This is a genomic window from Vibrio sp. 10N.222.55.C7 (assembly GCF_041473335.1).
Lineage (GTDB): Bacteria > Pseudomonadota > Gammaproteobacteria > Enterobacterales > Vibrionaceae > Vibrio > Vibrio crassostreae_C.
In genome coordinates, this window is the sequence record NZ_JBFRSC010000040.1 from 47,353 (window position 1) to 63,510 (window position 16,158).

Annotated in this window: 3 protein-coding genes; all 3 read left to right on the forward strand. The window is 48.1% G+C overall.

Annotation, left to right across the window (positions count from 1 at the left end; all coding sequences use genetic code 11):
- Positions 1 to 323: 323 nt before the first annotated feature.
- The 3 genes from AB4482_RS14665 to AB4482_RS14675 are packed head-to-tail and all read left to right on the forward strand — an operon-like array spanning position 324 to position 16,146.
- The gene (locus tag AB4482_RS14665) at positions 324 to 8,183 is read left to right on the forward strand and encodes a phosphopantetheine-binding protein (RefSeq protein ID WP_372181129.1); all 7,860 of its coding nucleotides are present in this window, start codon (positions 324 to 326) and stop codon (positions 8,181 to 8,183) included.
- Entirely contained in the window at positions 8,183 to 10,231 is a 2,049-nt protein-coding gene (locus tag AB4482_RS14670; RefSeq protein ID WP_372181130.1) for a PfaB family protein, read from the forward strand. Before AB4482_RS14665 ends, AB4482_RS14670 begins: the two co-directional genes overlap by 1 nt.
- Complete coding sequence (locus AB4482_RS14675; RefSeq protein WP_372181132.1) at positions 10,228 to 16,146, forward strand: beta-ketoacyl synthase N-terminal-like domain-containing protein; 5,919 nt, start codon at positions 10,228 to 10,230, stop codon at positions 16,144 to 16,146. Before AB4482_RS14670 ends, AB4482_RS14675 begins: the two co-directional genes overlap by 4 nt.
- Positions 16,147 to 16,158: the final 12 nt, after the last annotated feature.

Consider the following 16,158-nt stretch of genomic DNA (forward strand, 5'->3'; position numbering starts at 1 on the left):
CACCTCGGGTAGCCTGCTCAACCATTAAACAAATTCACACGTTTTTATTGCGGATACCTGCTTTGCATAAAGCAGTACTTTGGACAGGATTTAAATGGACATTAACCTCACATTCGAATACCCCCTTCACGCATGAAACACGTTCTCAACGTCTGCAAGTCAATGAACTTCGCACCCCCTATTTCAGTCAGGTGGCCAACTTTCGGCAGCCTTACTCTTCAGCTGCGTTTGCCCAAATCTGTTTCAGATTTATTTTCGATTCAATTAAAAGCGCAGCCTCAAAACACGACATCGCCCTCAGTGATTTCAAGTGGAGACTCATAATGAGCCAACCCGAAAAAAATACACCGGAATCAGTCGACGACACTCGACTTAATAAACGTCTTAAAGACATGCCTATTGCTATCGTTGGTATGGCAAGCATGTTTGCGAACTCTCGCTACCTAAACAAATTCTGGGATTTGATCAGCGAAAAGATCGATGCAATTACCGAAGTGCCTGATACACACTGGCGCCCAGAAGATTACTACGATTCAGATCGTACTACGCCAGACAAATCTTACTGTAAGCGCGGTGGCTTCATCCCAGAAGTTGACTTCAACCCTATGGAATTCGGCCTTCCGCCAAATATCCTAGAACTGACTGATACGTCACAGCTGCTATCTCTGATCGTGGCAAAAGAAGTACTTGAAGATGCGAAACTTCCTGAAGGTTACGATCGCGATAAGATCGGTATTACACTCGGTGTAGGCGGTGGTCAGAAGATCGCTCAAAGCTTGAATGCTCGTCTTCAATACCCTGTTTTGAAAAAAGTCTTCAAGAGCAGTGGCATCAACGACGAAGACAGCGAAATGCTGATCAAAAAATTCCAAGACCAATACATCCACTGGGAAGAGAACTCATTCCCTGGTTCATTGGGTAACGTAATTTCAGGTCGTATCGCTAACCGCTTTGACCTTGGTGGCATCAACTGTGTGGTAGATGCTGCGTGTGCTGGCTCTCTAGCCGCAATGCGTATGGCTCTAAGTGAATTGGTTGAAGGCCGCAGTGAAATGATGATCACAGGTGGTGTGTGTACTGATAACTCACCAACCATGTACATGAGCTTCTCTAAAACTCCAGCATTCACTACTAATGAAACCATTCAACCTTTCGACATCGACTCAAAAGGCATGATGATTGGTGAAGGCATCGGCATGGTTGCTCTTAAGCGTCTTGAAGATGCAGAGCGCGACGGCGACAGAATCTACTCAGTGATTAAAGGTGTCGGTTCTTCTTCGGATGGCAAGTTCAAGAGTATCTACGCACCTCGCCCTGAAGGACAAGCAAAAGCACTAAAACGTGCTTACGATGATGCTGGTTTCGCACCGCACACACTTGGCCTTTTAGAAGCGCACGGCACAGGTACTGCAGCGGGTGATGTGGCTGAATTTGGTGGCTTAAACTCGGTATTCAGTGAGAACAACGAAGAGAAGCAACACATTGCGTTAGGCTCGGTGAAATCTCAAATTGGTCACACTAAATCAACCGCGGGTACTGCAGGTTTAATCAAAGCTGCCTTAGCACTGCACCACAAAGTACTGCCGCCAACGATCAACGTATCGGCTCCGAATCCTAAACTGGATATCGAGAACTCTCCGTTCTACCTAAACACACAAACGCGTCCTTGGATGAAACGTGTCGACGGCACACCACGCCGTGCAGGTATCAGCTCATTCGGTTTTGGTGGCACTAACTTCCACGTTGTATTGGAAGAGTACACACCAGAGCACGCTCGCGGTGACAAATACCGTCAGCGCCAAGTGCCGCAAACGCTGTTATTCAGCGCAGAATCTCGTCAAGCACTGATCAATGAGCTCAAGCAGGTTTCAACTCAAGCTGCAGACGCTGCATTCAAACTGGAAGCGCTTGCTGAACAACACGCTCTACGCGAAGTTGACGCTAAGCATGCTCGTATTGGTTTAGTTGTCACTGACCAAGCAGACCTTCAAGCGCAACTGACTCAAGCGGTTTCTATGCTTGAGAGCCAAACCAAAACACATTGGCAGATGCCAAACGGTACTAGCTACCGTGAGTCGGCACTGATTGCAGAAAATGGTGCAGGTAAAATGGCAGCGCTATTTGCAGGTCAAGGTTCGCAATACCTCAACATGGGTCGCGAACTTGCGTGTCATTACCCTGAAATGCGCCAACAGCTTGCTCAAGCGGATCAGGTATTTGGTCAGCACAAGAAAACGGCTCTGTCGCAAATTCTGTTCCCAATTCCAACTTTCACACCAGAAGCAACCAAAACTCAAGAAGCTGTGTTAACCAACACCGCCAATGCTCAAAGTGCGATTGGTACTGTGTCTATGGGTCAGTTCGACATCATGACTCAAGCTGGCTTCAAAGCTGACATGGTCGCAGGCCACAGCTTTGGTGAATTAAGCGCACTATGTGCTTCGGGTGTTATCTCGCAAGACGATTACTACCAGCTAGCTTTCGCTCGTGGCGATGCGATGGCTGCAACACCTGAACAAGGTGACAGCGGTACTATGTTTGCGGTCATCTTAGACGCAGACAAACTTCCAGCCGTTGAAAGCTGCATCAGCCAATTCGAAGGCGTGAGCATTGCCAACTACAACGCTCCGACTCAATTGGTTATTGCAGGTCCAACAGCGACGGTTCAACAAGCAGCTCAAGCGCTAACAGAACAAGGCTTCAAAGCGATTGCTCTGCCTGTTTCCGGCGCTTTCCACACTCCACTTGTTGCTCACGCTCAAAAACCGTTTGCTGCTGCAATTGATAAAGCTTCATTCAGCGCTCCAACGCTGCCGCTTTACTCAAACGCAACGGGCAAACTGCACAGCAAAGACGCTAAAGCGATCAAGAAAGCATTCAAACAGCACATGCTGCAATCGGTTCGTTTCAGCGAGCAAATTGAAGCGATGTATGAAGCCGGCGCGCGCGTATTCGTTGAGTTCGGTCCTAAGAACATTCTTCAAAAGCTGGTTGAGAAAACATTGGCTGATAAGAACGAAGAGCTTTACGCAATCAGCATCAACCCAAGCCCTAAAGGCGACAGTGACCAACAGCTTCGCTTAGCTGCGGTTCAACTGTGCGTGGCAGGTGTTTCATTAGACAACATTGACCCTTACCAAGCTGACATTGCTGAACCTGCAAAGGCATCACCAATGAACATCAAGCTGAATGCAACCAACTACATCAGCCCTGCTACTCGTAAGAAAATGGATCAATCATTGGCTTCAGGCAACGTCACCGAAAAGACTGAGATTGTTGAAGTGAAAGTTGAAGTCGAGAAAATCGTGGAAAAAGAAGTGATTAAAACAGAAATCGTTGAAGTACCTGTCGCTGCTCCTCAAGCTTCAAATGTACAACAATCAGTTGCAGCACCAAGTGTACAAGTAGCAACAGCAACTCAGCAGCCTCAAGTAGCACAACCTGCACCAGCGACTATTCAACCAACAGCTTCAGTAACGGTTGATGAGTCTTCACTGCAATCATTCTTCAATGCTCAACAACAAGCAGCAGAAGTACATCAGCAGTTCCTTGCGATTCCTCAGCAATACGGTGACACGTTCAACACCCTAATGTCTGAGCAAGCGAAAATGGCAACGGCAGGCGTAGCAATTCCTGAGAACCTACAGCGTTCTATGGAAATGTTCCACCAGCACCAAGCTGAAACGCTAAAAGCTCACGCTCATTACCTAGAGATGCAAGCGCACAGCAACAACTCAGCACTTAACATGCTGACACAAGGTTCAGTACAAACGGTACAACCAACCTTCGTTGCTTCTGTAAATGCTCAGCCAGCGATTCAAGCTCCAGCTACTCAAACTACTCCAGCAGCTATCGTTCAACAGCCTGTAGCTCAAGTACAAGCGACTCCTGTACAAGCCGCGCCAGTTCAAGCTCAATCTGTTCAAGTTACGCCAGTACAGAAAGCCGTGCCTGCACCGCAAGTAGCGGCTCAAGCGGCAGCGCCTGTTGCAGCTCAGCCTGTGCCAGTTAAAGCACAACCAGCTTCTGTGGCTGCACCAGTAGCAGTACAATCAGCCGATGCTGAAAAAGTGATGCTAGAAGTGGTCGCTGAGAAAACGGGTTACCCAACGGAAATGCTTGATCTAGAAATGGACATGGAAGCAGACCTTGGTATCGACTCAATCAAGCGCGTAGAGATCCTTGGTACCGTTCAAGACGAAATGCCAAACCTACCTGAGCTGAACCCTGAAGATTTAGCTGAGTGTCGTACTCTTGGCGAAATCGTCGGCTACATGAACAGTAAAAGCATGAACAGCAAGATGCCAGCATCAGCGCCTGTGGCAGCACAACCAAGCGCAACTGCTCCTGTTCAAGCCGCTAACGGTCTTGATGCGAAAGTCGTTCAACAAACCATGCTAGAAGTGGTTGCTGAGAAGACAGGCTACCCAACGGAAATGCTTGATCTAGAAATGGATATGGAAGCAGACCTTGGTATCGACTCAATCAAGCGTGTTGAGATTCTTGGTACGGTTCAAGATGAACTGCCTACTCTTCCAGAGCTGAACCCTGAAGACTTAGCTGAGTGTCGTACTCTAGGCGAGATAGTTGCTTACATGAATACTAAAAGCATGAACAATAAGCTTCCGGCTTCTGCTCCAGTAGCAGCTCAAGTATCTGCACCAACGCAAGCAGTATCAAACGGTTTAAACGCGGAGCAAGTTCAAAGAACAATGCTGAGCGTAGTGGCTGATAAAACAGGCTACCCAACAGAAATGCTCGACCTAGCAATGGACATGGAAGCAGACCTTGGCATCGACTCTATCAAACGTGTTGAGATCCTTGGAACAGTTCAAGACCAACTACCAACATTGCCAGAGCTGAACCCTGAAGATCTAGCTGAGTGTCGTACTCTGGGTGAAATCATTGCTTACATGAACAGCAAGCTTCCAGCTTCTGCTCCAGTAGCAGCTCAAGCATCTGCGCCAGCAGTATCAAACGGTTTAAACGCAGAACAAGTTCAAAGCACAATGTTGAGCGTAGTAGCGGATAAAACGGGCTACCCAACAGAAATGCTCGACCTAGCAATGGACATGGAAGCTGACCTTGGCATCGACTCAATCAAACGTGTTGAGATCCTTGGTACGGTTCAAGACCAACTACCAACCTTGCCAGAGCTGAACCCTGAAGACCTAGCTGAGTGTCGTACTCTGGGTGAAATTGTAGACTACATGAACAGCAAGCTAGCTCCGAATTCGGAAGCAGCGACAGTAGCTCCTGCTCCAGAAGCCGCTGTAGAAAGCACGAGCAACGACCTAAACCCTGCTCACGTTCAATCAACTATGATGGAAGTGGTTGCCGACAAAACAGGCTACCCAGCAGAAATGCTCGACCTAGCGATGGACATGGAAGCTGACCTTGGTATCGATTCGATTAAACGCGTTGAGATCTTGGGTACGGTTCAAGACCAGCTACCAACGCTGCCAGAGCTAAACCCTGAAGACTTAGCTGAGTGTCGTACTCTTGGTGAAATCGTTACCTACATGCAAAGCAAGCTATCCGTTGCTGCACCTGTAGCGACTGCTAAAGCTGAATCAGTAACGCCTATCGCAGAAACAGCGACAGCGGAACTTCCTCCACACAATGAGGTAGCGCTAAAAAAGCTACCAGCGGCAGATAAACTCGTCGATTGTTTCTCAAAAGACGCTTGTGTCGTGATCACAGATGATGGTCACAACGCCGGTGTTCTAGCAGAAAAGTTGACCGCTAACGGCATTCAAGTTGCTGTAGTGCGTAGTGCTCTTTCTGCCGCGTCACCTTTAAACAGTGAAATCGCAAGCTACACACTCAACAGCGTCGATGATGCGGGTGTGACTGCAGTTATTAACGACATCGAAGCAGACCTTAAAACGTCGAACAAAGTGATTGCTGGCTTCATTCACCTACAAGCTATCGTTGATGCTAAACAAAGCAACGAGCAAGCGGTTAACTTGAATGCAGACTCAAGAGCTTCACTGACGACAGCGTTCTTATTCGCCAAGCACCTAAATGGCCAACTGAATGCCGTTTCTGGTCGTAGCGTGTTCTTCACACTAAGCCGTATCGATGGTGGCTTTGGTTACCTAGATACTAAGCAATTAGCGAATGCAGAACTTAACCAAGCGGCTCTATCTGGTCTAACTAAGACACTGAGCCATGAATGGTCAAACGTATTCTGCCGTGCATTGGATGCTGACGCTTCTATTGATGCTCGTCACCTAGCTGAAGCTATCACAGGTGAACTGTTCGATATCGATACCAACACGGTTGAAATCGGCCTTAGCCATACGGAAAACGGTGAATCTGGTCGTGCAAAACTGATTGCGACAACACCAGGCGCTGCACAAACTAAAAACACAGGCGCTCAACTCACCAAGAGCGACAAAGTTCTCGTAACTGGTGGCGCTAAAGGCGTGACGTTTGAATGTGCACTGACGCTTGCTAAGCAATGTAAATCTCATTTCGTTCTTGCAGGTCGTAGTAAGCATATTACTTCAGTTGAGCTACCTCAGTGGGCACAAGACAAGCAAGAGAAAGAGCTAAAACCAGCGGCTATCGCTCACCTACAAGCAACAGGTGACAAACCAACGCCTAAGAAAGTTGATGCCTTGCTAAAACCGGTATTGAGCAGCCTTGAAATCAACGCAGCACTTGCCGCTTTCAACGAGATTGGCGCGAGCGCTGAATACCTAAGCCTAGATGTATCGAACCATGAGTCAGTAGCAAAAACACTGGCAAACTTCGAAGGCATCACAGGTCTTATCCACGGTGCAGGTGTACTGGCTGACAAGCATATTCAAGACAAAACGCTTGATGAACTGAACATGGTTTACGGCACCAAAGTGGGCGGACTAGAAGCGGTTCTTGGTGGTCTTGATAGCAGCAAGCTAAAACTGATTGCGATGTTCTCTTCGGCGGCGGGTTTCTACGGAAACACAGGCCAAAGCGATTACTCAATGTCCAACGAGATCCTGAACAAAGCGGCTCTACAGCTGTCTGCTCGTAACCCTCAAGCGAAAGTGATGAGCTTCAACTGGGGACCGTGGGACGGTGGCATGGTCAACGCAGCACTGAAACGTATGTTTACAGAGCGCGGTGTGTACGTAATTCCTCTTCAGGCGGGTGCAGAGCTATTTAGTTCTCAACTACTGAACGAAACTGGCATTCAACTGCTGGTTGGTACGAGCATGCAAGGTTCTGACAACAAGGAAGCTGCTGTAAAAAAGCTTAATGCGGAGTCTGTGCACCTTGCAGAGAGTCCGCTGAATACAAGCATTACTGTGACACGTCATCTTGATCCAAAGGCATTGCCTTTCATTCAAGATCACTGCATTGCCGGTAACCCAGTGTTACCGACAGTGTGTGCCATCCAATGGATGCGTGAAGTCGCAGAGCAACTGTTAGGGGTGAACGTTAGCGTTCACAACTACAAACTGCTGAAAGGTGTGATTTTTGATACTGATGAAGTGAAAGAGCTGAAACTGGTTCTTTCCTCTGATGCTAAATCAAAAGATCAGCTAAAAGCAGTAATCAGCTGCCAAGGGCGACCACAGTATCAAGCTCAGTTGCAAGTTGCCTCTGTGCAAGTGTATGAAGATGTTCAACAAGCGTCGACAAAACGCTTTGAAGCTAACTCTTCAACACCAGTAACAACGGCACAAGCTCTATACAGTGACGGCACTCTGTTTCATGGACCAAGACTGCAAGGTATTACTTCAGTTGAACGCTTTGACGACTTAGGCTTACTGGCTCAGTGCCAATTGCCTCGGATTGAAAACAGCGACTGCGGATCATTTATTCCGAAGCAAGGTTTTGGCGATAGTCAGCCATTTGCTGAAGATTATCTGTTGCAAGCCATGTTGGTATGGGCTCGATTGAAATACGGCGCGGCAAGCCTACCGTCTTCAATTGGTGAGTTTGTTTGCTACGCACCGATGCGCAATGGTGACCAAGGTTGGCTAGAGCTGAACGTGATAAAAAGCACGGCTCGGTCTCTGCAAGCTGATATCTCGCTTTACCACCAAGATGGTCGTTTAAGCGCAGTAATGAAAGGTGCCAAAGTCACCATCAGCAAGAGCTTAAATGACGCATTTTTGCCAAAATCTAGCTCAGCAGTGCCGAAGAAAGAAGCGACTAAGAACCCAGAAAAGGAGCAATTGTCATAGTGACTGTTCCTACTAATAAAGCGATGCCATTGCGCATCGCTCTTTTAGCTCAGCCAGCAAACGCGGCTGAGCTTTCTGCCGACTTATTTCCCTCGTTCCCAGAGATGATAACTGTTGTGGTTGATGGCAATTTTAATCAAGCACTTGCTCACGCCATCGAGACAGTCAATCAAGGTAATGTCGTTAAGCTCTGTTTGGATCATCACTCACCATCATTGTTGATGTTAAGTGCGCTGAATGCTGCTCAGAATAAGATTCACCCACACGCGAATTTGGCGAGCTTTGTAGATACAGCTACCGGAAATAGCATTCAGCTAGCTCTGGATATTGCACGCCGCCCCGCTTCAGATTTAAGTCATCAACAGCAACACTCTGACTTATCGGCTTCGCAGCAGTTTGATGAATTGTTGAATATAGTTAATGCGATATCGAGCCGTTCATTACCGAGCCATTCATTACCTAACCATTACTGGTTCACTGAGCCAAACAAAGCACGTGTTGCTGCGTTAACTTTCAGTGACGATAGCCCAAAAGCCACCAGCCTGATATTGACTCAAGCGACCGGTTTGCACGAGCCAAAGCCATTGCTATCCAGCGAGAGTTTGATGTTTGTGGTTTCTGGCTGCGAGCAAACTGAATTGGTTTCTCAGTTGGCCTCACTAAGAGCTGAGCTTAAATGCGTTAGTGATTCGGCAGACAGAGAACTTGCTATCGCCAGCTTGATGTATTCAAACCTAAGTCATTTCCAAAGCGCTCAACACAATGCTGACTGTGGTGCGAATATCGTGATTCAGGCGGCTTCAATCGATGCTGCACTGCAAGAGATCACAGCGCTAGAAAATGCGTTGCCAAAAATAATGGCTGACAATAGCCAATACAAGACTCCAGCAGGCAGTTGTTTCTCACCAAAGCCTCAAAGCAAAGGTGGCGTTGCATTTGTTTACCCTGGTGTTGGCACGGTTTATCCCGGTATGTTGCGCGATTTTCACCACCATTTCCCACAGTTATTTGCTCGTTTAGAACGTGAGGGTAACTTGAAAGAGATGCTGCAGGCTGAAAAAACCTACGCTGAGGACTCGCAAGAAATGTCGCTCAGCGAGCTGGCAATTGCAGGTGTGGGCAGCAGTTATCTGTTAACACAACTGCTATGTGATGAATTCAAAGTGCAGCCAGATTTCGCCTTGGGCTACTCCAAAGGTGAAGCTTCCATGTGGGCCAGCTTAAATGTTTGGAAAAACCCACATGCGCTGATCGAGATGACTCAAACCAGTCCTATCTTCACCACGGCTATTTCTGGCGAACTCACCGCAGTGCGTCAAGATTGGCAGCTGAACGGCAACGAAAGCATCCAATGGAATAGCTTTGTGGTTCGCAGTGATGCACAAGCGATTGAGGCTCTGTTACCAGAATTCCCACGCGCTTATCTCGCTATCATCCAAGGTGACACCTGCGTACTGGCTGGTTGTGAAAGCACATGTCGTGCACTACTCAAAAAACTAGGTAAACGTGGCATTGCCGCGAATCGTGTTACCGCAATGCACACTACACCAGCGCTGAGTCAGCATAGCCAAGTGCGTGAGTTTTACACGCAACCACTGTTCGACGAATTGCCAAAGCATATCCGCTTTATCAGCGCAGCAGGTCTACCGACTGGCGCACCAATCGATATCGACAGCGACAGCATCGCCCTTTCGATTGCCGACACTTTCTGTTCAACGTTAGATTTCACCGCGTTGATCCAGAGTGCGCGTCAACAAGGTGCGCGTCTGTTTGTCGAAGTAGGTGCCGATCGTCAAACCAGCACATTGATCGACAAGATCAATCGTAGCGACGACGTAGCCGACCAGTACTGCACAATCGCTTCCAATGCCAAAGGCGGTGACGATGTTGTCACGCTCATCAAGTGTATTGGCCAGCTCATTACTCATCAAATTCCACTGTCTGTCGAGCCACTTATTCAAGGGCTAGAACAACAGATCACCGCCGCTAAGCAATTACGTGGTGTGCCTCAAGGCAGCGCAGTGAATCATCAAGGAGAGCTAGTATGAGTTCTCAATCGAACCAGTATCAGGCTCAAACTAAGAATAAGCAGCAAGTGAAGTGCAATAAGATCGCGATTGTTGGTATTGCTAACCAGTATCCAGAAGCGGATACGCCAAAAGACTTTTGGCAAAACTTGCTAGATAAAAAAGATTCTCGCACCACATTAAGCGCTGAAAAGTTAGGTGCTAAACCTGAAAGCTATCAGGGCGTGCAAGGCGAATCAGACCGCTTTTACTGTGATAAAGGCGGCTACATCGAAAACTTCAATTTCGACAGCAATGGCTACCGCTTAACAGCAGAATCGTTCAACGGTGTTGACCAGAGTTTCCTTTGGGCTTTGGATACCAGTCGTAAGGCGTTAGTTGACGCAGGCATTAGTTTAAATGCCGATGTTTTAGAGCGTACAGGCGTGATCATGGGTGCCCTTTCGTTCCCAACGACACGCTCAAACGACTTGTTTCTGCCGATGTATCACTCAGTGGTCGAGAAAGCACTTAAAGATAAATTGGCTAATGACCAATTTTCACTGCTACCAACCAATGAAACCGCGCAAGATCTCAACCCTATCAATGGCGCTGCAGCACACAACGCCTCTAAGTTAGTGGCTGATGCGCTAGGTTTAGGCAACGTGCAACTTAGCCTAGATGCGGCATGTGCAAGCTCAGTGTATTCATTGAAGTTAGCATGTGATTACTTGAACACGGGCAAGGCCGACATGATGTTGGCAGGCGCGGTATCCGGTGCTGACCCATTCTTTATCAACATGGGTTTTTCCATCTTCCACGCTTACCCTGACCACGGTGTGTCGGTTCCGTTTGATAGCAACAGTAAAGGTTTGTTTGCTGGCGAAGGTGCTGGTGTTTTAGTCCTAAAACGCTTAGCTGATGCAGAGCGTGATGGCGACAATATCTACGCAGTCGTCAGCGGTATTGGCTTGTCGAACGATGGCCGTGGCCAGTTCGTATTAAGCCCAAACAGCAAAGGACAAATACAAGCCTTTGAACGCGCTTACGAGGCATCAAACCTAACACCAGACAGCATCGAAGTGATTGAGTGTCACGCAACCGGCACGCCATTAGGTGACAAGGTTGAGTTAACCTCAATGGAGCGTTTCTTTGCTGACAAATTGAATGGTTCTAACCCGCCATTGATTGGCTCTGCGAAGTCAAACCTCGGCCACTTACTGACTGCTGCGGGTATGCCGGGGATCATGAAAATGATCTTTGCGATGAAAGAAGGCGTGCTTCCTCCAAGTATTAATTTGGACAAGCCACTATCGTCGCCTGAAGGTTTATTTGGCTCACAGACGCTACCAACGCAGGTTCAACCTTGGCCAAGTAAAGCGGGCAACCAAGAGCGCTGTGCGGGTGTTTCTGTATTTGGTTTCGGTGGTTGTAATGCTCACTTACTGCTTGAAGCGTATTCAGACACCAGTCATGTAAACCAGACTCAAGAATCGGTTTCTCCAAGCCTACAGCCGTCTAATTTAAGCATTACTGGTCTCGCATCTCACTTCGGTTCTCTGCAAAGTATCAATGCGCTGAGCACTGCGATTGAAACCAACAACGATGCTTTCATTGCTTTGCCTAAGAAACGCTGGAAAGGCTTAGACCAACATCCAGAACTACTGAATCAGTTTGGTTTACACGGCATTCCAAACGGAGCCTATATCGATCAGTTCGATCTCGACTTCCTGCGCTTTAAAGTGCCGCCTAATGAAGATGACCGTTTGATCTCTCAGCAATTGCTACTGATGAAAGTTGCAGACGAAGCCATCAAAGATGCCAAGCTTATTGCAGGCCAAAAGGTTGCGGTTTTAGTTGCGATGGAAACAGAGCTTGAGATGCACCAATTCCGTGGACGCGTAAACCTGCATAGCCAATTGGCTGACAGCTTTGCCAACATGGGTATCGAACTAACTCAAGACGAATACCAAGCGCTAGAAACCATCGCGATGGACAGTGTGATGGACGCAGCCAAGCTGAACCAATACACCAGTTTCATCGGCAACATCATGGCTTCGCGCATCTCTTCGTTGTGGGACTTTAACGGCCCTGCCTTTACGATTTCAGCCGCTGAACAGTCGGTTGCTCGTTGTATCGATGTCGCGCAAAACCTAATGTCGCAAGAATCGATGGATGCAGTCGTAATTGCAGCCGTCGACCTAAGCGGCAGTGCGGAACATGTGATTCTGAAGAACAGCGTGAGCCCAGTGTCGCTTGATCCAAAATTCGGACAACCGCAAGACGGCAGTTGGAATGTGGGCGAAGGCGCAGGTGCAATTGTTCTTGTGGAAGAAGGTCGAGTAGCGAGCAACCAAGACACAGCTTACGGCAGCATTAACGCCTTGGCCTTTGGCTCAAGCGAGCGTAACAACGCCGTTGTTGATGAGTTACTGACTCAAGTCGGTATGAGCTCAAACGATGTTTCTCTGCTTGAGCTTAACCATGCACCTGAGTCTTTGTCACACGAGCTTGTATCTCTCAACTTAGAAGTTACCAAGACCACTCAAGCGAGCCAACGTGTTGGTCACTGCTCTGCAGCTTCTGGCATGGCAAGCCTGCTACACGGTCTCCTCAACCTGAACCTTGAGTCTCTGAATCCAAATATCAGCTCTAAGAGCGCGATTGTTGCCAACATCAGCGAAGGACAATGTTCACAGCTGCTACTAAGCCAGTCGAGTGTTGAATCTCAGTCACTTTCCGTTCGTTTAAGCAATGAACTGGCGAGCGATGCTAAACGTCAATTGGTTAAGCAAGTGACTCTTGGTGGTCGCGATATCTATCAACATATTACCCAAACCCCAGTGACTCACTTGGCAACGATTCAGCAGAAAGCTTCTGGCAAACAAGCAGCAAAAGTGGCGTCGATTCCAACGACAGCAAACATCAAAGCAGCCCTTGCGCAAAAAGAGTTAGAGAAGAAGGCATTAGCGCAGAACGCGGTAGAGCCAGTCATCGAAACTCCTACATCAGTATCCCCTACTCTGGCGCCAACTCGCCACAGTCAGCTAACAGGTAACCACAGCAATATGACTCATGTCCTATCCGCTAAAAATGGCGTATCAAATATCGACGCTAATACGGATGCAGCATCACAGCCGTCTGTAACACCACACAACCAAGCTTTTGCTCAAAATCAGCAAGCAGCTCAACAGGTACACAAAGCATTCCTGCACACTCGAGCCCAAGGCATGCAGATGGCTGATGCGCTATTAAAAGCACAGTTAAACGCAATTACGTCTGGTTTAGATAGCTCAGCCGAAACATCAACTCAGCCTGTGCAAGCTCAACCAGCTCAGGTTCAGTCAGCGCCAGTAAACGCACTTGCGACACCAGCACCAGTAAAACCTATCCGTAAACCATGTATCTGGGATTACGATGATCTGGTTGAATACGCTGAAGGCGACATCGCCAATGTATTTGGCCCTGACTACGCGATCATCGATAGCTACTCGCGCCGCGTTCGCCTACCAACCACAGACTACCTATTGGTATCTCGTGTAACCAAGCTCAACGCGACAGTGAACGAATACAAGCCAAGCACCATGACCACAGAGTACGACATCCCAGTTGATGCGCCGTATCTTGTTGATGGTCAAATCCCTTGGGCTGTAGCGGTAGAATCTGGTCAGTGTGACCTAATGCTGATCAGCTACTTAGGCATTGATTTCGAAAACAAAGGCGAGCGTGTTTATCGCCTGCTTGATTGTACACTGACCTTCCTTGGCGACTTGCCTCGTGGTGGCGATACGCTGCGTTACGACATCTCAATCAACAGCTTTGCTCGCAATGGCGACACGCTACTGTTCTTCTTCTCGTACGAATGTTTCGTTGGCGACAAGATGATCCTGAAAATGGATAACGGCTGTGCGGGCTTCTTCACTGATGAAGAGCTAGCAGACGGCAAAGGTGTGATTCACACTGAAGATGAAATCAAGGCTCGTAAACTTGCGACTAAGCAACGCTTCGACCCTATGTTGCACTGCCCTAAAACCCAGTTTAACCACCAAGAACTGCGCCACCTACTGACTGCAAACATTGCAGAGTGTTTTGGCCCAACTCACCAATCTGATCGCCACCAGCCTTCTTTGTGCTTCAGCTCAGAGAAGTTCATGATGATCGAAAAGGTTAGCCGTGTTGAACCGCAAGGCGGCACATGGGGACTTGGTCTGATTGAAGGTCACAAGCAGCTAGAGCCTGAGCACTGGTACTTCCCTTGCCACTTCAAAGATGACTCGGTAATGGCTGGTTCTTTGATGGCAGAAGGTTGTGGTCAACTGCTTCAATTCTTCATGATGCACCTTGGCATGCATACGCTTGTTCAAAATGGTCGTTTCCAACCGCTTGAAAATGCGCCTCAACAAGTACGCTGTCGTGGACAAGTGCTACCACAATCGGCAGAACTGACTTACCGCATGGAAGTGACTGAGATTGGTCTAAACCCTCGCCCATACGCGAAAGCTAACATCGATATCTTGCTGAACGGCAAAGTGATTGTTGATTTCCAAAACTTGGGTGTGATGATCAAAGAAGACGACGAATGTACTCGTTATCTGCCTTCTTTAGAAACAGCTGTCGCGACCCCTGTTATCGAAAGCTTGGACCATAAAAGCTTGGGCCATACACCAGCAGTGAACCAACAGGCTTCAGCGAATGCACCACTCATGGCGCAAATTGAAGACCTAGAAACAGCGCCAAATAAAGGCGTGATTCCTCTTCAACATGTTGAAGCTCCGGTAACGCCTGATTACCCGAACCGCACACCCGATACGGTTCCATTCACGCCATACCACATGTTCGAATTCGCGACTGGCGACATCGAAAAATGTTTCGGCCCTGATTTCTCTATCTACCGTGGGATGATTCCACCACGTACTCCGTGTGGCGACTTGCAGTTAACCACTCGTGTCGTTGAGATCGACGGCAAGCGTGGCGACTTCAAGAAACCTTCATCGTGTATCGCTGAATACGAAGTGCCAGAAAATGCATGGTACTTTGATGAAAACAGCCACCATACCTTGATGCCTTACTCGGTGTTGATGGAGATTTCACTGCAGCCAAACGGCTTCATCTCTGGCTACATGGGCACCACACTAGGCTTCCCAGGTGAAGAACTGTTTTTCCGTAACCTAGACGGCAGCGGCAAAATGCTGCGTAACGTCGACTTGCGTGGCAAAACGATCACCAACGATTCTCGCCTGCTTTCAACCGTAATGATGGGTACAAACATCGTACAGAGCTTTAGCTTCGAACTGAGCACTGACGGCGTGCCATTCTACGAAGGTACAGCGGTATTTGGTTACTTCAAAGGCGCAGCACTGAAAGACCAACTGGGTTTGGACAACGGTAAGGTGACTCATCCTTGGCACGTTGATAACAACCGCACGCCGGATGTAAACATCAACCTGCTAGACAAAACGACGCGTTACTTCAATGCACCTGTCTCGTCTACTGGTGAAGTACAAGAGCACTACAAATTGGCCGGCGGTCGTTTGAACTTTATCGATACCGTGCAGATCACTAGCGATGGTGGTAAAGACGGTCTTGGTTACCTATACGCTGAGCGTACGATTGACCCAAGTGATTGGTTCTTCCAATTCCACTTCCATCAAGATCCTGTAATGCCAGGTTCTCTAGGTGTCGAAGCGATCATCGAGCTGATGCAAACCTATGCGCTAAACAAAGATCTTGGCGCTGACTTCCGCAATCCAAAGTTCGGTCAAATCCAATCTGAAGTGAAATGGAAATACCGTGGTCAGATTAACCCTCTGAACAAACAGATGTCTCTCGATGTACATATCACAGCGGTTAAAGACGAAGACGGCAAACGCACCATCGTTGGTGACGCAAACCTGAGCAAAGATGGTCTGCGTATTTACGAAGTGAAAGACATCGCCATTTGTATCGAAGAAGCATAAGCCTGACACGGA

Bases quoted from the DNA above. Each gene is read 5' to 3' on its own strand.
- AB4482_RS14665 (WP_372181129.1), top strand. From the start codon at position 324: ATGAGCCAACCCGAAAAAAATACACCGGAATCAGTCGACGACACTCGA.
- AB4482_RS14675 (WP_372181132.1), top strand. From the start codon at position 10,228: ATGAGTTCTCAATCGAACCAGTATCAGGCTCAAACTAAGAATAAGCAG.